An 18,329-nucleotide genomic window follows, 5' to 3' on the forward strand; every position below is an offset into this window, starting at 1 on the left:
TTTTGGGGAAGCCGTTGGTTTAAAAAATGTAAAATTATATCATTTATTGGGATATTTACAAAATCGGGATGCTCCCAGAAGCTCTTCAAATAATAGAAAGTAACCCTACTTTTAAACAGCGACTACTGAGTGCAATGAAAGGGATGGCTGTTGAAACATTGATTCAATTGATAGATCATCCAGTCGCAAATATTATGCGTGAAGGAATAGAACGTTTTAGAGAACCAACTTAATCGCGTTATTAAAATAGCCATCGCTCATATATTCGCGACGTATAATAGCGATCGCTGCACATTCGCTCGCCCTCTCAATTCCCCCTTTTCCAAATCTTAATTTCCCCCAACCAACCCGCACTAACAATAGTCTTGCCATCGGCGCTAATCGCTACAGCACTAACATAGCCAGAATGCCCGCTCAAATTACCTCTCAATTCGCCCGATCGCACATCCCAAAGTCTCACACTCTTATCCCAACTCCCAGTAACCAGCGTAGTGCCATCCCGACTGAAAGCCACCGACCAAACCCCGTCGGTATGCCCGCTCAAACGCCTAATTAATTGCCCGTTTCCGGCATTCCACAACCCAACAGTGCCATTGCTATTTCCCGCAGCTAAACTCTTGCCGTCGGGAGTAAAAGCTAGCGACAAAACAGCCAAGTTTTTGCCGCTAATCGTGCGAATTGCTTGACCTGTAGCTAAATTCCACAACCTAATTGAACCGTCTTTACTGCCACTAGCTAAAGTTTTGTTGTCAGGACTAATTGCAACAGCATTCACCAACCCCGAATGCCCTGTTAAAGTCCGCAGCAACTCCCCCGTTTTAGCGTTCCAAATCTTAATCGTTTTGTCCCAACTACCGCTGGCTACAAATTGACCATCAGGACTAACGGCAACGCTCGAAACTGCATTGGAATGTCCGCTCAAAGTGCGTACAACCGCGCCAGTTTCTAAATTCCAAATTTTCACATTTTTGTCGTCGCTGCCGCTAGCTAACACCTTGCCATCCGCACTCGCGGCCAGTGCGTTTACGGATTCCGTGTGACCTTGCAGGGTAGTTTTTAATTGCCCGCTGGGAAAATTCCAAACTGAGATTGTGCCGTTGCTATTTCCTGTAGTAAAATAAGCTGAAGCTAAGGCAAGGGAACTGACTACTTCGGAAGGCCCTTTGAGAGTATTTGTAGCAGCAAAGGCGATCGCAATTGCGGGCGTGCGTGGCGCATTACTCGCCGGAGTTTTCGGGTTTCCGGCAGTAGGAGATTGGGGAACTACTGGCAGGGAAATAGTCGATCGCCATTTCATGAAAGTATTAATTTCTATTCCCGCCGCCACGATTTTATCAGAGTTGTCCTCTAACCTGACAATGCCGTTAATTGCGACAAGTCGCCCCGCGTCATCGAGCACCGGCCCCCCACTCATGCCCGCTCTCACTAAGTTGTTGTAGACCAAAGTATAGCCGTTCCAGGGAGTTTGGCGGCCGGTGAGCTGACCTTCCGTGGCGATGAAAATCGGCTGTCTCAGAGAACCGCCGGATATCGGCCAGCCCGCCACATAAGCCTTGTTTCCCTTAGTTGCTGCGGAATTGGCTAATTGAGCTAGGGGGTAGCTTTGAGTGCTGCTGAAGGGCACGATCGCCAAATCCGCACCGGGCATTCGCCGCACGAGGCTGTATGATACAGAGTGAGCTTTGCCGTCGGGAGTTACGACCTCGTAATCGCCGGGTTTATCGACAACGTGCCAGTTTGTGAGAATATAGTATGTGCTGCCTTGTTTCTCTAAAATTACTCCTGAACCGCCTTTTGCCCCCTGGATGCGAACAGTAATTTGTTGGGCAACGGTTTTAACTTTGTCGGCGGTTAATGCGAGGGCAATTTGAGGTGATGTGAGTGGGATGAGGGCGATCGAACTCAGGGCGATCGTAGCACTCAAAATAGCCGGAATTGTTCTGCTGTAATTCATTATTGTGTAAATTTAACATACCCACATATCAACAGACGGAAAAGTTATCCGGTTTGTGGCATATTCAGGGTTGACAACGCCAAAACGCCTGCGCGACGATCGAACTTTCGACATTCGCACAAGCCTCAAGATATTTGACACAGCCCTCTGGCTAGCAGAAAAATTTAGAATTGGGAACCACAAATAGACTCAACCATAGCAACTGGCTTATCTCTATTTTTTTGTTGGCAAACGATAAATTTAGCCATACGCTGCTCGGAATATTCCCCATTAGCCATCCAGCCGAGGGGTGCGCCTGCGATCGCGCCGACTGCTAAACCAGTGATGAGGCTCCAAACAAGATGCTTTCGGGCGATCGGCTGTTGTTCCATAAAAATTTATCCTAAACATTTACCCTTACCAGAAATAGCACACATAAAAGTTAGTTTCTTCCTCCTATTTACTTATTTCCTAAGTAGTAACCCATTATTAAGTATCATCTCCTTCACAGTCCGCTTAACACAATTCCATGCAGCAATAATCAAGTATCCAAACTTAACAAAACCGATGGCAAGAAATACATGGTATTTAGCAACTGGGACAAAGAGTTAACAGAGGAAAATCTCCGAGAGCAAATAACCAAAGCCAAGCAAGCATGGAAAAACGCTGAGGCTACAGAACCCCGCGCCGAATCCGTGTATTACAATCAGTCTGAAGATTTAATAGTGATCGAACTAAAAAACGGTGCTATTTTCTGTTTTCCTCCAAGCCTTGCACAACGCTTAGAAGGCGCTTCACCAGAACAGTTGGCTGATGTTTGGCTACCGCCTTCCGGTAGTAGCGTACACTGGGAAAGCTTAGATGTTGATTTGGGAATTCCCGAACTTCTAGCAGGTATTTTTGGGACAAAATCTTGGATGGCTGATTAATTTCTTAGTCTCGCGTTGCCCGAACTTAGTTTTTGTAGTAGCGGTTTCAACCGCCGAGCAATTTAAAATCCCCGACTTGTCCAATAAATCGGGGATTTCGCATTCAATATTATGCTAAATCAAACAGCAAAAATTCAGCATCTGCCCTAGCTTCAATCGCCAATTCAGACTCACCGCTAACAGCCGCAGCGTCGCCATTTTCTAAAGTCAAACCGTTGAGCAAAACCGAGCCGCGAGCAACTTGCACCCAAGCATGGCGATTCGGCTGCAAAGCATGAGAAACCCGCGAATCTTTATCCAAAACAGCCGCATACAAATCAACATCTTGATGCACTTTCACAGCACCATCTCTCGCATCTCGTGCCGCCACTAAGCGCAGTTTTCCGCGCCTTTCTGCTAGGGGAAACTCCCGCTGTTCGTAACTCGGTTGCAAGCCTTTTGTATCAGGTAAAAGCCAGATTTGCAGCAAGTGAACTGGGTCGGTTTGCGAGTTATTGAACTCGCTGTGCTGGATACCCGTACCTGCGCTCATCCGCTGCACTTCACCGGGTTTAATCACTGCACCGGTACCCAAACTGTCCTTGTGTTCTAATGCTCCTTCTAATACATAAGTAATGATTTCCATGTCGCTGTGGCCGTGAGTGCCGAAACCTCTGCCGGGGCTAACCACATCCTCATTAATTACCCGCAAAGAGCGAAAATTCATATAATTTGGATCGTAATAGCCGGCAAAAGAAAATGTGTGGTAACTGTCCAGCCAACCGTGATTTGCGTGTCCTCTTGCTTCACTTTTTCTAACGGTAATCATCTTCTCCTCCTAATTTAAAAATCCTGAAAATTGTGGTGTTTGTTTAGCAGCCCTGGACGTAGAAACTGGTTTTTTTTAGGAGCGTAGTGCATCGCAGCTTTAATATCGGTGAAAAACCGGGTTTCTTTGGTATTGATGCCTAAGTCCTATTTGGTTGTCAAATGAAACCCAAAGCGGTTGATGCACGATTGGTTTCTCCTTGATTATTGCTGCCTTTAAAGTTTGCTATGAGCGCCGTCGCAAAAAGGAGAATTTGCGGTAGACTTGCAGTTGCACATCGCCACAGTTTTTTTCTCAGTTACTTCAAAAGCTAGCGGCACAAATTCGCTACCTTTATGGGAACCGTCACAAAAAGGCTGATTCTTAGCTTGACCGCAGGTGCACCAGTAGTAAGTACCGGGTTCAAGTTCCATAACGGCGGGTTTGTTATCAGCAATCACAGGTTGGCTCATCGTGTTCTCCTTTTTGATTGATGCCAGATGCAGGAATATATTTATTGGTTTAGTTTGTTTGATTTCTGCGATGTTTCTACTTTAAACCGAGTCAAGCTATTATGGGAAGTACGCACTTAAAAGTAGGGTAGTTACCAAAAAGATACTATGCAAGTCCAAGAAGTAAAAGTCGATCGAGCAAATTGCCCTGTAGAACGCACTCTAGAGGTGATAGGCGGGCGCTGGAAAGTCTTGATTCTGCGGGAGTTGTTTCCAGGAGTGAAGCGCTTTAACGAGCTGCAACGAGCTGTCAATGGCATTACTCAGAAGATGCTGACGCAGCAACTGCGCGAAATGGAATCAGACGGGATTGTGCACCGGGAAATTTACCTGCAAGTGCCGCCAAAAGTTGAATATTCGCTAACGCCTTTGGGCGAAAGTCTCAAACCGATTATTAATGCCATGCACGAATGGGGAATTCAGCATATTAGCGAAGATGGAAAATGAACTGTTTCTAGATGGTTTTTTCCGTCTTCCGACAGATTTCAAATTTTCCAGCTAGTTCAAGAATAATAATATGAACAACATAGAGCGTCTCGCCACCCTCAACCGCATCCGCAAACTCAGCCGCCTGATGGATACCGCCATTGGCATCCCCGGCACTAAATTTCGCATTGGTTTAGACCCCATTATCGGTTTAGTTCCGGGTGCTGGGGATATCGTAGATACCGCGTTTTCCGCCTACCTGATTTATTTAGCAACTCGATTCAACATCCCCCAAAAAACTCTAGGCAAAATGATTTACAATATCGGTCTAGAAGCCGTTGTGGGATCAGTACCTTTAGTCGGAGATATCTTCGATGCTTTTTATAAATCCAACATGAGAAATCTGGCGCTTTTAGAAGCACACCTCGAAGAAGTTGAACCCGAACTAGCCGCAGTTGCAGAACCTATTCCTGAACCTATTAAAATGTAGGCGCGGGTTTCAGGCACAATAATTGTAAATAACCAACAATCTCTCAAACCCGCCCCCACCCAACGAGAAATCACAATGTACATTTTCCGCATTTGATCCAAATTTAATGTTGATGCGGGTTGTATGTTGTGGGGAACGGGTTGTTCTAGATTGTTGGTACTCGTCTGATATTATTCGTAAACTCCGCCCTTACGAAATAATTACTGATGGCGTTTAACCGCTTCCACCAAAGCAATAACATCCGCTTCCAGAGTATTAAAAGCCGTTACCAGTCTAACAGTACATTCATCCCACCGATAAAACTGAAAACCCTCAGCTAAAACCGCTGTAATTACCGATTCGGGAAGTTGAATAAAAATCTCATTGGCTTCAACTCGATGGCAAAACTTCGCTCCCTCAACTACCGCCAAACCTGCGGCTAATTTGGCTGCCATATTATTTGCATGAGCCGCATTCTTCAGCCACAAATCATTCGTTATATACGCTTCCAACTGCGCCGACAAAAACCGCATTTTTGAGAAAAGATGCCCGCTGCGTTTGCGGTAAAAAGGGAAAGTCTTTGCTAATTCTTGATTAAAAAATACCACAGCTTCCGCAGCCATCGCGCCGTTTTTTGTCGCTCCAAACGAGAGAATATCTACACCGGCACGCCAAGTGATATCAGCAGGAGAACAGCCAAGACTGGCGACAGCATTGGCAAAGCGAGCTCCATCCATGTGCAGGTGCAAATTGTGGGCGCGAACTACTTCCGAAATGTGGGAAATTTCCGCTGGATTGTAGACTGTGCCGGCTTCCGTTGCTTGAGTGATGCTGACGGCTGCGGGCTGTACGTGATGGACGACACCTGCACCAGCGCGATCGAGCATTTTTCCTAAAGTCTCTGCCTCTATTTTTCCATGATTTCCTGTTACTGTCACTAACTTTGCACCGCCTGTAAAAAACTCCGGCGCGCCACATTCATCTAGATTAATATGAGATTCGGCGTGACAGTAAACAGCACCGTAAGGAGGAGTGACAACCGCAAGGGCTAGCGCATTAGCAGCAGAACCAGTTGCTACAGGAAAAACAGTCACCGATGTCTCGAACAAATCCGAAAATTTAACTTGCAAACGCTGTGTATATTCATCATCTCCGTAAGACATCACAGCACCGCAATTAGCCGCTGTAATCGCCGCCATAATTTCCGGCGAAACCCCGGTTGCATTGTCGCTACAAAAATTCATTAGAATAATTGGTAAATAGAATCTATAATATAACTCAACCCTCAGCAGTCAACACTCAAGCATTAAACCAAGAGGCACAATTATGGCAGAGTACCGTCAAATAGAATACCGCATCGGCAAAGACGGCAAAATTACCGAAACCGTCCTCAACGCCACCGGTTCAAGTTGCACCGAAACCACCGCCGGAATTGAAAAAGCTCTCGGAAAAGTAGAATCTCAAGACTTGCTGCCAGAATACTACGAAGGCGAAGAAAATTTGAGCGTTGAACAAACGCAGACTTTAAAACAAGTTTAGAAGAGTTAAAGATGTTTGATATCCTCGGTGCAACAGTTGATGTAACAACACTGCCTGCCTTCAGCTTCGCGCTGGCTATCGGGGGCATTTTTCTAATTTTAGTCTATCTTTATGCTGCATCTGAGGCGGGAGATGCGATCGAGTTTAAGTACGATACAATTCTGCGGGAACGCATGAATCAGCTAGACATTCTCGATTGGCAAGATTTAGGCGAAAAAGCAGGCTTAAGTCGCTTTGGGGTGCGCTTAGTGCGGCAGGGAGACGTGGGAAAACTCACGCTAGACCAACTGAGGCGGCTGGCAACAGTGCTGAATTTGAATTTCCAAGAGTTCGATCGCACTTTGAGCGCGCTGCCAATGTCGGCTACAATCACAACTAATCCCACCGAAATTGAAGAATTGAGGCAGCAGTGTTTCCGGCTGCGAGAAGAATTGCAGCAGCAAAAAGCTCAACTAACTGCCGATTTTCGCCGCGCTACCTTTGAACAGTTGCAAACTTTGTTAACCAACTATCCCGCCGCCCGCAAAATGGCAGAAGCCAAGCCGGATATGCCCGCCAAAAATCTCTCAGCTTTGTTTACTCCCTTAGAAAATCTCTTGTCAAGCTGGGATTTTCAAACAATCGGTTCTGCGTGGGAACAAACTGCTTACAATCCGCAGTTGCACCAGCCGGATGTTGAGGATATAACCGAAGGAGAATTAGTTTATATTCGGTTTGTCGGCTATCGGGAGGGAGAGCGAATTCTTACTCCTGCTAAAGTTAGCCGCACCCTGCCAGCAGGAATGAAAAATTAAATTTAAAATCTAAAATTAACATGACTACAGTTGCCATTGACTTCGGCACCAGCAATACGGTTGTCTGCATTCTTAACCCGGATACGCAAACACCAGAAACTTTGAGATTGGGCGAGATGTCCCGCATTTTTAAAACTAAGAATTCGAGCGGAGATGTGCGAGAAGTATCTGTAGTGCCGACTTTAGTGTTTGTGAAGAATGCCGGAGAGTTGGTGTTGGGAGAAAAAGTGCGATCGCAGCGTTTGGGACAATCCCAGCCCGACCGCTTTTTCCAAGCTTTTAAACGCAATTTAGCTGCCGACTTTCAGCCGCCGCCCCGCAATATCGACGGCGAAACCTACACAGCCGAATCAGTAGCAGAACAGTTTATAAAAACTATTTGGAAACAATTATATTTACAAAATATACAGCCCAACAAAGTAATTTTTACAGTCCCCGTTGGAGCATTTGAGCGATATCTAGATTGGTTTCGCGACTTAGGAGAAAATTTGGGAGTTGCGGAAGTTCAGGTAATAGATGAATCCACAGCCGCCGCCCTGGGATATGCAGTAAAACGCCCCGGTTCTCTAGTTTTAGTAGTTGATTTTGGCGGCGGAACTTTAGATTTAAGTTTAGTCCGCACTGCTCTTACCCCCCCCTTACCCCCCCTTACCAAGGGCGGGCTGGGGGGGGTGCGTGGCGAAGTATTGGCAAAATCCGATGCTTATGTAGGCGGCGAAGATATTGACATCTGGATTGTCGAAGATTATTTGCGGCAAATTGGTTCGTCGCGGGCAGAAGTCGGCCCAGTTGGCTGGCAAAATTTATTAGAAATAGCGGAAAAATTAAAAATTCAAGTTTCTCAAGTTAATGAGGCGAAGGAAAGCTGGTTTGACGATGAAAATTTTATGTCTTACGACTTGCAGCTAAACCGAGACAAGCTTGAGGAAATTCTGGAATCTAGGCAGTTGTTAGAACAGTTGCGGGAAAGTTTAGATGAAGTTCTGAGTATTGCACAGGGAAAAGGTATCAGCAAAGCAGATATCGAACAGGTTTTGCTGGTAGGAGGAACTTCTCTAATTCCGGCTGTATCTAATTTAGTGGTTTCGTATTTTGGGCGGCAAAAAGTCCAAAGAGACAAGCCTTTTGAAGCAGTGGCACACGGTGCTTTAGCGTTGACACAATTAGCGAGTGTTGATGATTATTTGCGCCACAGCTATGCAATTCGCCTTTGGGAACCTTATGCTAAAGCTTATGCTTATTCGCCGATATTTAGCAAGGAAATGAAGTATCCCTGTCAAAGTTCCGAAGAGTTGACGCTGCAAGTGGCAATTGAAGGGCAAAGGGAAATTCGGTTAGATATTGGAGAAGTTGCGGAGGTATCGCAAGCGGAGGTTATTTTTAACGAAAAAGGGCAAATGACGAGCAGTTGGCTCAACAAACAGACGGATTTTCGCTCTTTGGACAGCCACCACCAGCAGGTTTGTGTGGCGCATTTGAACCCGCCTGGGGTATTGGGAATTGATAGGGTTTCGGTGAGTTTTGAGGTGGATGAGAGGCGGGTTTTGTTGGCGACGGTGCGGGATTTGGTGACTGGTAAGGTGTTGGTGGAAAAAGGGGCGATCGCCAAACTGCAATAATGGTAAAATTTTTAGATAACATTCGGATCTTGAAATCGGTACTCCACAAACTCTCGTCCGCGTGGTGCGCGGAGGGAAGAATATTTATTTAAATCAAATTTATGCCGCCATGAAAAAGCAACAAAATAAATTCAGCCACTTGACGGCAATCGAAAGAATTTATCTGTCATTTCCGGCAAGATTTTTATTGGATAAAAACTTGCTGCAAGGCAAAGTCTTAGATTTTGGCTGCGGCTTCGGCAGCGATGTTAGATTGTTGCAACAAAAAGGCTTCGATATTACGGGTTATGACCCTTATTATTTCCCGGAGTTCCCCGAAGATAAATTCGACACAATCATTTGTTTTTATGTTTTGAATGTTTTGTTTCCTGAAGAACAAACTAATGTCCTGATGGAAGTGTCGCACCTGTTGAAACCGGGAGGGAATGCGTATTTTGCGGTGAGAAGGGATATCAAAAAAGAAGGCTTTCGAGAACATTATGTCCACAAAAAACCTACATATCAGTGCATTGTCAAACTTCCGTTTAAGCCAGTTCACCTAGATGAGTCTTGCGAAATTTACAAATACGTGCATTACAACCATCAAAGGAATTCAACTAATCACTGCATATTTTGCAATCCGTATAAAAACCTAATTTTGCTAACTGAATCAGCAACAGCTTATGCGATGTTTGACGGTTATCCCGCCAGCAAAGGTCATGTTTTAATCATCCCCAAACGTCACGTTGCTAATTATTTTGAACTGCCTTTTCGAGAGCAATCGGCTTGCTGGTTTATGGCTAATAATGTGCAAAAAATGTTAAGTAAAGAGTTTCAGCCAGACGGTTTTAATGTGGGAATTAATATTAATAAACAGGCTGGTCAAAGTCGCAGTCACGCGGCTATTCATGTTATCCCGCGTTACAATGGCGATGCGGCTGGAAATAAAGGGGGAATTAGGTCTGTGATTCCCAAGAGTGAAAAATAAAAGTTAGCCAATTGTGAAAGGAATTCTTTTTTACCGCAGAGGCGCAGAGAACACAGAGGAATAGAGAAGAGAGGAATTCATAATTTTTGTAAGGATTGTTATATTTGAGCAAACCGCGAGCAAAATAGAGTTAAAATGTGTTTGCAAGGTCTAAAACTACACATTAGCAGCAATTTGGTGTTCTGTTTATGTCTAAGCGCAAAAAGCAAGAATGGCTCAAGGAAACTTTAGAACTCAAAGAAAACCACAATTGGAAGTCAAAGCCTGGAACTCGAATTTTTGTAGCAGGAAGAGGTGCAGTCCGCTTTGATGTGCCGGAAGATTGGCATTTTGAACCGGATACTAACTCGTTCCGATTTACGGATAAAAAGCCGCCGGATGATGATTGTCGTTTGGAGGTTTCGTTTAATTTGCTACCACCTAATAACTGGGCAGATTTTCCGCTGGTGCCGTTATTACAGAAGCTGGTTGAAGATGATACGCGAAATCCGATCGCTCCTGGGGACATTATCCAATTGAAGCGGCAAACTGCCCGCATTGTTTGGACTGAATTTAAGTTTATCGACCCTCCTGAACAGCGGGAAGCTTATTCGCGAATCTGTATTGGATTGGGTTCTAATGTTCAGTGTTTGATTACTTTTGACTATTGGGTAGATGATGCTGAACGTTTGACTCCTGTCTGGGATACGGTGATGGATTCGTTAGTTCTGGGTTTGTTTATCAGCGACCCTCGAACGGGGTTCGCACGTCCAGACTAGACCGATTTTCTGGGAAACTTTCAACCACTAATTTTGCTAAGTGTTGGATTGGCAAGCCACCAGTCAGTAAATTTAGAACCAACATTAAACTTTACAACCGCTTGGCCATGAAAATATCTGGCTTGCCAATTCCGTTGGCGTCGGGCATCACTCCGACGATCGCAAAACCCATTTTTTGATAAAATTCGTAGGGATGACCGCGCAAATTTCTAATTTTGGCGATGTGTTCCCAAACGTTAGGATAAAGATTGATGCCTGAAAGAGTTGTTTGATTGTCTTCGTCGTCGGTGCCCACCCACAGCACGAGCCCTCCCCGGTTTTTAGCTTCTGTTGCTAAATCAGCTACGAGCGATCGACCAATTCCTTGTCCGCGAAATTCTGTTCTCACTACCAGCGGGTGCAGTTCCCAAACATTACCGTCATACTGTTTAATCCCGCCAATCCATCCCAAAACTTGATTGCTGTCGCCGACAGCAATTCGACTGATGCGATCGGCTGCTAAAGATTCTTGGACTTCTTGCAAAGCAGAATTTAGATCGGGCCAAGCATCGGGCCAATGCTCTTTAAAACCTTCAAGTATTAATCTAGCTACCTGTTGAATTTTTGGCTCGTCAACCGCACGCAAATCTGTAATTTGTACGTTCATGAATTTACATACTAAATCAAGGATTACGGACTAATACGCTCACAAACCTGGTTTTATAACCTGGGAAACGGCAAAAACGAAATATTATTAATAGTCTTCACGCTCCTTATGTTCCCAAAGGGAAAAGTTATTATTGAAAACTTGTGTGAAGCGAAGCTATCTCGCAGGGAATCGCCCGTTAGTGTTAGCGAAGCGATCCGAAGGAAAGCCCTCGAAGAGGATCGCCAATTCCCCGCAAAATACTAACACAAGTGCCGTACAATTAACCCACCATCTGGCATCAACCAACCTGCTAACCCCATGCTTTGCGATTACCTAGTACAAATCCTCACCGCCCGCGTCTACGATGTTGCTCAAGAAACAGCCTTAGAATGCGCCCCGAATCTATCAGCACGGCTCAACAATAAACTTTTGCTGAAGCGAGAGGATATGCAGTCGGTGTTTTCCTTCAAACTGCGGGGTGCGTACAACAAAATGGCGCAACTGTCGCCGGATTTGCTAGCACAAGGTGTCATCGCAGCTTCCGCCGGCAACCACGCCCAAGGAGTCGCCCTCGCCGCCCGCCACCTGGGAACTCGCGCGATCATAGTCATGCCCGTAACAACGCCGCAGGTGAAGGTAAATGCGGTGATATCCCGTGGTGGAGAGGTAGTCTTGCATGGGGATACCTACGACGATGCTTACGCTTTTGCGCGTCAATTAGAGGCGGAAAAAGGTATGACTTTTATTCACCCTTTTGATGACCCCTACGTGATTGCTGGACAGGGTACGATCGGCATGGAAATTCTGCGGCAACATCAAAAACCAATTCACGCGATTTTTGTGGCAATTGGTGGCGGCGGATTGATTTCGGGAATTGGGGCTTATGTCAAGCGGTTGCGGCCGGAAATTAAGATTATTGGCGTCGAACCAGTGGATTCCGATGCAATGAATCAATCACTGAAAGCTGGTAAACGGGTGCGTTTGTCGCAGGTGGGTTTATTTGCTGACGGCGTTGCTGTGCGGGAAGTGGGGGAGGAAACTTTTCGGTTGTGTCAGGAGTATGTGGATGAGATTATTTTGGTGGATACGGATGATGTTTGCGCGGCGATTAAGGATGTTTTTGAAGATACGCGATCGATCTTAGAACCTGCTGGCGCTTTGGCGATCGCAGGTGCGAAAGCTTACGTCGAACGCGAACAAATCGCAGGAGAAACATTAATTGCTGTGGCTTGCGGCGCGAACATGAATTTCGATCGGCTGCGTTTTGTAGCAGAAAGAGCCGAGTTTGGCGAACACCGCGAAGCCATTTTTGCAGTCACAATTCCCGAACAAGCTGGCAGTCTCCGCAAGTTTTGCGAGTGTCTGGGGAAGCGCAATTTAACTGAATTTAGCTATCGAATTGCGGATGAGAAAGAGGCACATATTTTTATCGGTGTACAAATTCAAAACCGTGCCGATGCGGTAAAAATAGCGGCAAGTTTTGAAGATTGTGGCTTCAAGACTTTGGATTTAACTGATGATGAATTAACGAAATTGCACGTGCGGCATATGGTGGGCGGGCGTTCGATGCTGGCAGATCATGAATTGTTTTATCGCTTTGAATTTCCCGAACGTCCTGGTGCGTTGATGAAGTTTGTCGGTTCGATGAGTCCTAACTGGAATATCAGCGTTTTTCACTATCGAAATAACGGCGCAGATTACGGGCGAATTGTGGTGGGAATTCAAGTACCGCCCGATGAGATGCAGGAATGGCAGGCTTTTTTGGATACGCTGGGCTATCAGTATGGGGATGAGAGTCAAAATCCGGCGTATAAGTTGTTTTTGAGATAGGGTTTTTTGGGAAAGGGCGATCGCACGATTCCCAAACATCAGGTTTATGAAATGCGATCGCCCTACTCGTCAGTTGCCTCAATTCTTCTGCAACCATTTTGTCAGCACGCGCATCCACTGGCCCGTATTCGGTGCACGCTGCCAGTCGCTCCAGTCTGCCATTTGGGCAAAACCTAGTCGCACCAGCCAATTTACTACGGCGGTTATGCCTTGGCGGGAGCCAACAACCATGATACGCACGGGTTCCCGGTTTTCTCGATCGTCCGTGGGAGCTGCCTCTTGTTGGATGTCGTTGGGCGGTTCGGTTAGAAAGTCTTTAGCCATTGGGAAGTCCTCATCTTCAAAATCCACCAATAACTACATATGTGTAGTTATTTACGGTTGGGGCATCCCTTGGCATCATGGGGTGCATGGGAAAAGCTGGTCGAGTTTTGAGAGATGTGCTGAACACCTATGGCATTAGCCAAAACAAATTGGCGAGCGCAATGGGTGTGCGAAATTCTGTTGTCTATCGTTGGTTTAATGAGTTGATAGATCCAACTGGAGACACGCTTGTGAAGATGGTTGTGGCGTTAAAGTTGCTCGATATAGATGCAGCGCGGGAGTTTGTGCAGCGCTATTTGGGTGAGATTTTGGAGGATGAGGGTGAGGGTGAGGTCGATCGATCTACAAACACAGAATAGACTTATTGTTCAGAAGGTCGATCGAACTTTTCCAGATAGACGCGATGGGAAGTACAATAAAGTTGAAGTGTAAAAAAGGGAAAAATGGCAGCACGAGACCTGTTTCATGAATCTGTTAAGATTGCCCTTCAGAAAGAGAATTGGGTGATTACCGACGATCCGCTGAAGGTGGAAACAGGTGGAGCAAAGTTTGAAATTGATTTGGGTGCAGAGCGCTTACTGGCAGCAGAACGGGAAGGAGAGAAAATCGCCGTTGAAATCAAAACATTTTTGGGTGATTCCCCGATTACGGATTATCACGCGGCATTAGGACAGTTTCTGAATTATCGGCTTGCTTTAGAACTTAAGGAACCCGATCGCAAGCTTTATTTAGCAGTTCCTGTTGCAGTGCACGAAGCTTTTTTTCAGCGGGAGTTTTTGCAAATCTCGGTAGAGCGGCATCAAGTTAACCGCATTGTTTACGATCCAGTGAATGAGGTGATTGTGCAATGGATAAGCTAGAGCAGTATCGTCAGTGGATTCAAGCATTATTGACTGAATATGTGGCAACTCCGATCTCCAATGGTGCGATCGAATCCCAAACTCTTTTTGATACGCAGCGGGATCATTATCAGGTGACGAATGTTGGTTGGGATGGGCATCGGCGGGTGTATGGATGCGTGCTGCATTTGGATATTAAGGATGGCAAGATTTGGTTGCAGCAGAATACAACGGAGATGCGAGTGGCGCACGAGTTGGCGGCTATGGGTGTGGCAAAGGAGGATATTATTTTGGGATTTCAAGCGCCGTATGTGCGCGAATATACGGGCTTTGGGGTGGCTTAGCCATAGCCAAGAAGGTGGCAATGTTTTTTTTAGATTGTAAAGTGTTGCGGGCGATCGCGCTTGGGTTTTCTGGTTAGGGCGATCGCTAAAAACCTACACCGCCTAAAACTTGCTATAATAAGTAGCCTGAGAAACTTAACACTAAAGGCTGAGGTTAAAGTCGTGACAATAACTTCACAAGAAACGGATGTAGAAATTAAACAATTCCCGATTATTCTAGGACAGGGAGGGGAAATTAGCATTCCCCAGTTATTACAAGATTCTTTCAATGTTAATCAGGGAGATATGCTGGTGCTACTCCAAATAGGTAATCTAATTGTACTTGCTCCCAAACAACCTCAAGTTCCCCAACTAATCGATCGGATTGCAACGATTATGGAAAATGAAAATGTAGGTTTGACTGATTTATTGTCGGGTTTAGAAGCCGAGAGATAGGCGATTAGCCCACGTTGGATACCCGCGATTATTTCTGCCTAGTCTTGTGCTTCTCCATTTTGACTCGCTTCAGTTATTCTCGAAGAAACTACAAACCCCGCAACTCCTAACCCTAGAGTTGCTAGAGAACTGACAATAATATATTGAGCCTGATTAGTATTTATTGGCAAAGGCTGAACTACTTCAACACCAGGAATTCCACTTTCTATAGTTGGAGCTTTTGGTGGTTCTTGGGCGCGAGCTAACTTCATCAAGCCAAATGCGAAGAACAAGACACTCAAAACTATAACTCCTACACTCATAATTTTAAAAAGCGTCTTTTTCATTTTTATTGTCTCCTCTTTGATTAAATTATGGTGGATTGGATAGAAATTATCATTGCTTTGTCTGCTTTAACAATGATTTTCAAAAAACTGCTTGGTTCTATCTTTAACTGCTGGTACTGGCTGCCATTGATCCTTAATTGACTTTCTCACCATTTCAGGTTGTTTTTCTGTATGGACATCTTTACAATTTGGATCTTCTTTTTTGAAGGTAAAGTCACCAGTATAGCGTCCTCTTAATGGATTGTCAGGATAAGGCTTGGTATGAGGTGATATATAAGAGATTACTTGGTCAAAAATAATTTCTATCGTTGGTCCAACTACTGTTCCAAGTAAAGCATCTCCTACATAAGCCTCTAATTTTAAGAACAGTTCAGTAGTAACAGGGTTACATCCCACTAGCAGAGGGATAAATAGAAGGATGAGCCACCAACTTGTTTTTCTCTGTTTTTTGTATTGCATGATAATTAGCTCCTTGTAATGTGATTATCTCAATAGCCTAGTTTTTTACTGTTCGATATTTCAGTTTACTGAATATATGGAATCCGAGGAAAAACAAGCCTAAAAGACCTGCTACTCCAAAATGATATAAATTCTCTGACGTAACTCTAGCAAAGGGATGCGTGAAAGGAAAAAATCTAGCATATTGAGCATCTATTAAGTTATCTATACCTAATTTTACCAAGTCTAGCAGAGACGGAAAAAATAAAGCAACAACGGCGATAACCCTTTTTGAAAAGTAGTCAAATGCTAGGTCAAAATCTAAGAGTGCAATCATACCTCCGGCGAATATGATATAACTAACTAAACCCAAAACATCTAAAAGTAAATTGGCAGGGTAAATATGATGATATAGGGAAGTTACTAACACCCAAATTAACGCTAAAGCACCCAGCCAAACTCCATAAGCAATTACCCTGATTGCTCTAGCAGCAGCAATCTCCCAAGGAGAGCAAGGAGTAAGCCGCAGCCAGACTAACTGGCTTACTGAAAAACTATCTCCCAAGGGTAACAGTAACCCAGAAAATACATAAAAGGCTATACCAATCCAAGCCCATGAAAACAATTCATGGAGAAGATTGATATAGACTGTTTCTCTGGCTCCCTGATATCCCTCTAAAGGGATATTAAAAAATGTTAGTTGTTCTCCATCCCAACTAAAAGGCAATGTTGCAATAATTATTCCTCCTACTAATAAAATTAGCAAATGATATGACTTGAGCAATTTTATTATTTCTGGCTTAACCATCACCCATGCCTTGTTTAAATCGATCATAAACTTTCCCTCTTTTGGAGAACCCCTGTCATCTGGAATTTATGGATTGATGAATCTGTAAAGATGTCTTCCAAAGCTTGAAAAGCCCCATCTTTGGAGAGATTAAAATATTTTTTAGCCTCGGCGTTAATAGAATCAGTCTCTATTTGACAATCAAAACCTTGCCGCTCTTGTTCATGTAGTTTACCTTGAAACAGCTCATAAACTTTATCTGTTAACCTAGCGACTTCATCCCGTCGGTGAGAAATCCATAAAATCCCTGCTTGATGACAATTAGCAAGTCGTTGAACTTCTGACAATACAATTTTTTTACCTTCTTTGTCTAATCCTTCTGTTGCTTCATCTGCAATTAGTAACTGTGGTTTCTTAGCCAAAGCTAAAAATGCCATCAGTCTAATCCGTTGTCCTTTGGATAGCTTGCTAACATCAGATTCATAAAAGCTAGGAATCTGTAGCCGTTCTTCAATTTCCCGGTAAGATAAGTCTTTTAGCTCCTTTTCTTGCTGGCATAGAGACTTAAAAATTTGCACAAGCTCTTTAACTAAAATCCCCGTTGGCAAGCCTAACTCTCCAGGGTAATAAGAGGGATCGCCTATGTAGCCTAGCTGGGGGTAATTATTGCCCCATAAAACTTTCCTTCCAAATAAATTTACTGTTCCGTTGTTAGGAAAGCATAATCCTAGCAATAGTTTGATAATTGTAGATTTACCGCAGCCATTTTCTCCAATTAGACCAATATTCTCACCCGGGAACAAGCTTAATGAAACATTATCTAAAAGCTGATTCTGGCTGTTAGCATAGCTAAATGTAACATTTTTTAACTCAAATAATGGCTGTTGGCTTAGAGGTGAGTCAGTCAAAAAGTTTGGTTGCATCAATACTGTTTACTCGCTAAATGTATATTGCTCACAGACTCTACCCAAATCCTACAAAATGGTGAAGTAGCAGATTTTTGGGCGACTTACAGAGTTACACTTTGAGATTGAATATTAAAACACTGTTCCTACAGTAGACCGATCGCACAAAAAATGTAAAGGGAAAAAAGTGGGAAAAAGTTGGAACTTCCTAAAATTAGGATGCGAAGCTCAAAAAGTTGGAAAAAGTTGGAAAAAGTTTGGTATAGTAACCATACCTATCTCACCATCTCACCTATGGACAGTCCTCAGATATTGCAATTTGTCGATGAAGCTGTCTGCGCCAAGACAGGCAAACATCTAAACAACTTGCAGCGGAAGATTATCGCGGGAATACTGAAAAATAAAAAATATGCTGACGTTGCAGAAACTTATGGTTATAGTTCCCAGCACGTTAAAAAGGCTAGTCACGAACTTTTACAAATGTTATCTGAAGTGTTTGGCGAACAAGTAAAAAAAAGTAATCTTGAATCCGTTATAGAAAGGCAAATAAATCATAATATAAATTTTGGTAATAAAAATACTTTTAAAAATAGTAACACAATTAGCTACATTAACAATTGTCCTAATCCTTCTACTCTTACCCCAGATGAAAGTCAGCGGCAAACGGGAGCATCTCAAATATGTAATGAGTATAAATACTATTCAGGCCAAAGCGAAATTTAAATAAGCACAACGATGTT

The 18,329-nt window shown here is 44.1% G+C and carries 25 protein-coding genes; 14 read left to right on the top strand and 11 right to left on the bottom strand.

What is annotated here, in order from left to right:
- Window positions 1-307: 307 nt before the first annotated feature.
- Both QUA83_RS27775 and QUA83_RS27780 read right to left on the bottom strand, forming a co-directional pair.
- Window positions 308-1,954, bottom strand: a complete 1,647-nt coding sequence (locus QUA83_RS27775) for a WD40 domain-containing protein (protein WP_333297244.1) — start codon at window positions 1,952-1,954, stop codon at window positions 308-310.
- Between the two features lie 164 nt (window positions 1,955-2,118).
- Window positions 2,119-2,325: a hypothetical protein gene (locus tag QUA83_RS27780; RefSeq protein WP_333297245.1), complete on the bottom strand. Its 207-nt coding sequence runs from the start codon at window positions 2,323-2,325 to the stop codon at window positions 2,119-2,121.
- Between the two features lie 189 nt (window positions 2,326-2,514).
- On the opposite strand from QUA83_RS27780, the gene QUA83_RS27785 reads away from it, so the two are divergent.
- A complete protein-coding gene (locus QUA83_RS27785) occupies window positions 2,515-2,862 on the top strand; it encodes a DUF2442 domain-containing protein (RefSeq protein ID WP_333297248.1) in 348 nt (115 codons plus the stop codon).
- A gap of 109 nt (window positions 2,863-2,971) precedes the next feature.
- Here the strand turns inward: QUA83_RS27785 and QUA83_RS27790 are convergent, their stop codons facing one another.
- Both QUA83_RS27790 and QUA83_RS27795 read right to left on the bottom strand, forming a co-directional pair.
- A complete protein-coding gene (locus QUA83_RS27790) occupies window positions 2,972-3,670 on the bottom strand; it encodes a pirin family protein (protein WP_333297250.1) in 699 nt (232 codons plus the stop codon).
- A 215-nt stretch (window positions 3,671-3,885) separates the two neighbouring features.
- Window positions 3,886-4,122 (bottom strand): CDGSH iron-sulfur domain-containing protein, encoded by a 237-nt coding sequence (locus QUA83_RS27795; protein WP_333052739.1) that lies wholly within the window; start codon window positions 4,120-4,122, stop codon window positions 3,886-3,888.
- A gap of 147 nt (window positions 4,123-4,269) precedes the next feature.
- Here QUA83_RS27795 and QUA83_RS27800 point away from each other — a divergent pair, with 147 nt between their 5' ends.
- A complete protein-coding gene (locus tag QUA83_RS27800; protein WP_015177415.1) occupies window positions 4,270-4,608 on the top strand; it encodes a winged helix-turn-helix transcriptional regulator in 339 nt (112 codons plus the stop codon).
- A 70-nt stretch (window positions 4,609-4,678) separates the two neighbouring features.
- Window positions 4,679-5,077 carry a DUF4112 domain-containing protein gene (locus tag QUA83_RS27805; RefSeq protein ID WP_333297251.1) on the top strand — a complete coding sequence of 133 codons (399 nt, stop codon included), beginning with the start codon at window positions 4,679-4,681 and terminating at the stop codon, window positions 5,075-5,077.
- 200 nt (window positions 5,078-5,277) lie between these two features.
- On the opposite strand, the gene QUA83_RS27810 is transcribed toward QUA83_RS27805, so the two are convergent.
- Window positions 5,278-6,300, bottom strand: coding sequence for a low specificity L-threonine aldolase (locus QUA83_RS27810; protein ID WP_333297253.1), 1,023 nt, complete (start codon window positions 6,298-6,300; stop codon window positions 5,278-5,280).
- Window positions 6,301-6,382: 82 nt separating this feature from the next.
- On the opposite strand from QUA83_RS27810, the gene QUA83_RS27815 reads away from it, so the two are divergent.
- From QUA83_RS27815 to QUA83_RS27835, 5 genes are all read left to right on the top strand, one after another.
- Window positions 6,383-6,595, top strand: coding sequence for a DUF2997 domain-containing protein (locus QUA83_RS27815; RefSeq protein ID WP_333247728.1), 213 nt, complete (start codon window positions 6,383-6,385; stop codon window positions 6,593-6,595).
- An 11-nt stretch (window positions 6,596-6,606) separates the two neighbouring features.
- Complete coding sequence (locus tag QUA83_RS27820; protein ID WP_333297254.1) at window positions 6,607-7,389, top strand: XRE family transcriptional regulator; 783 nt, start codon at window positions 6,607-6,609, stop codon at window positions 7,387-7,389.
- A 20-nt stretch (window positions 7,390-7,409) separates the two neighbouring features.
- A complete protein-coding gene (locus QUA83_RS27825) occupies window positions 7,410-9,008 on the top strand; it encodes an Hsp70 family protein (RefSeq protein WP_333297255.1) in 1,599 nt (532 codons plus the stop codon).
- Window positions 9,009-9,117: 109 nt separating this feature from the next.
- Entirely contained in the window at window positions 9,118-9,975 is an 858-nt protein-coding gene (locus tag QUA83_RS27830) for a bifunctional class I SAM-dependent methyltransferase/HIT family protein (RefSeq protein ID WP_333297257.1), read from the top strand.
- Window positions 9,976-10,163: 188 nt separating this feature from the next.
- The gene (locus QUA83_RS27835; protein WP_333297258.1) at window positions 10,164-10,733 is read left to right on the top strand and encodes a hypothetical protein; all 570 of its coding nucleotides are present in this window, start codon (window positions 10,164-10,166) and stop codon (window positions 10,731-10,733) included.
- Window positions 10,734-10,824: 91 nt separating this feature from the next.
- On the opposite strand, the gene QUA83_RS27840 is transcribed toward QUA83_RS27835, so the two are convergent.
- Window positions 10,825-11,379 (bottom strand): GNAT family N-acetyltransferase, encoded by a 555-nt coding sequence (locus tag QUA83_RS27840; protein WP_333297260.1) that lies wholly within the window; start codon window positions 11,377-11,379, stop codon window positions 10,825-10,827.
- A gap of 279 nt (window positions 11,380-11,658) precedes the next feature.
- Between QUA83_RS27840 and ilvA the strand changes: the two genes are divergently transcribed.
- The gene (gene ilvA / locus QUA83_RS27845; protein WP_333297275.1) at window positions 11,659-13,191 is read left to right on the top strand and encodes a threonine ammonia-lyase, biosynthetic; all 1,533 of its coding nucleotides are present in this window, start codon (window positions 11,659-11,661) and stop codon (window positions 13,189-13,191) included.
- Window positions 13,192-13,269: 78 nt separating this feature from the next.
- Here ilvA and QUA83_RS27850 read toward each other — a convergent pair whose 3' ends face one another.
- Window positions 13,270-13,515: a hypothetical protein gene (locus tag QUA83_RS27850; RefSeq protein WP_333297261.1), complete on the bottom strand. Its 246-nt coding sequence runs from the start codon at window positions 13,513-13,515 to the stop codon at window positions 13,270-13,272.
- An 86-nt stretch (window positions 13,516-13,601) separates the two neighbouring features.
- Here QUA83_RS27850 and QUA83_RS27855 point away from each other — a divergent pair, with 86 nt between their 5' ends.
- From QUA83_RS27855 to QUA83_RS27870, 4 genes are all read left to right on the top strand, one after another.
- Entirely contained in the window at window positions 13,602-13,874 is a 273-nt protein-coding gene (locus QUA83_RS27855; RefSeq protein WP_333297262.1) for a helix-turn-helix transcriptional regulator, read from the top strand.
- Between the two features lie 84 nt (window positions 13,875-13,958).
- A complete protein-coding gene (locus QUA83_RS27860; RefSeq protein WP_333297263.1) occupies window positions 13,959-14,375 on the top strand; it encodes a XisH family protein in 417 nt (138 codons plus the stop codon).
- Window positions 14,363-14,698, top strand: a complete 336-nt coding sequence (locus tag QUA83_RS27865; RefSeq protein WP_333297265.1) for a XisI protein — start codon at window positions 14,363-14,365, stop codon at window positions 14,696-14,698. Before QUA83_RS27860 ends, QUA83_RS27865 begins: the two co-directional genes overlap by 13 nt.
- Before the next feature lie 162 nt (window positions 14,699-14,860).
- Entirely contained in the window at window positions 14,861-15,133 is a 273-nt protein-coding gene (locus QUA83_RS27870) for a hypothetical protein (RefSeq protein ID WP_333297266.1), read from the top strand.
- 38 nt (window positions 15,134-15,171) lie between these two features.
- On the opposite strand, the gene QUA83_RS27875 is transcribed toward QUA83_RS27870, so the two are convergent.
- The 4 genes from QUA83_RS27875 to QUA83_RS27890 all read right to left on the bottom strand — a co-directional run bounded on the left by QUA83_RS27875 (window position 15,172) and on the right by QUA83_RS27890 (window position 17,607).
- On the bottom strand, window positions 15,172-15,459 hold the full coding sequence (locus QUA83_RS27875; protein WP_333297267.1) for a hypothetical protein: 288 nt from the start codon (window positions 15,457-15,459) through the stop codon (window positions 15,172-15,174).
- Window positions 15,460-15,525: 66 nt separating this feature from the next.
- Window positions 15,526-15,918, bottom strand: a complete 393-nt coding sequence (locus QUA83_RS27880; RefSeq protein ID WP_333297268.1) for a hypothetical protein — start codon at window positions 15,916-15,918, stop codon at window positions 15,526-15,528.
- 37 nt (window positions 15,919-15,955) lie between these two features.
- Window positions 15,956-16,732, bottom strand: a complete 777-nt coding sequence (locus tag QUA83_RS27885) for a hypothetical protein (protein ID WP_333297269.1) — start codon at window positions 16,730-16,732, stop codon at window positions 15,956-15,958.
- Window positions 16,729-17,607, bottom strand: coding sequence for an ABC transporter ATP-binding protein (locus tag QUA83_RS27890; RefSeq protein ID WP_333297271.1), 879 nt, complete (start codon window positions 17,605-17,607; stop codon window positions 16,729-16,731). Before QUA83_RS27890 ends, QUA83_RS27885 begins: the two co-directional genes overlap by 4 nt.
- Window positions 17,608-17,787: 180 nt before the next feature.
- Here QUA83_RS27890 and QUA83_RS27895 point away from each other — a divergent pair, with 180 nt between their 5' ends.
- Window positions 17,788-18,312, top strand: coding sequence for a hypothetical protein (locus QUA83_RS27895; RefSeq protein ID WP_333297274.1), 525 nt, complete (start codon window positions 17,788-17,790; stop codon window positions 18,310-18,312).
- Window positions 18,313-18,329: the final 17 nt, after the last annotated feature.

It is taken from the genome of Microcoleus sp. K1-B1 (assembly GCF_036704705.1).
Taxonomy (GTDB): Bacteria; Cyanobacteriota; Cyanobacteriia; order Cyanobacteriales; family Microcoleaceae; genus Microcoleus.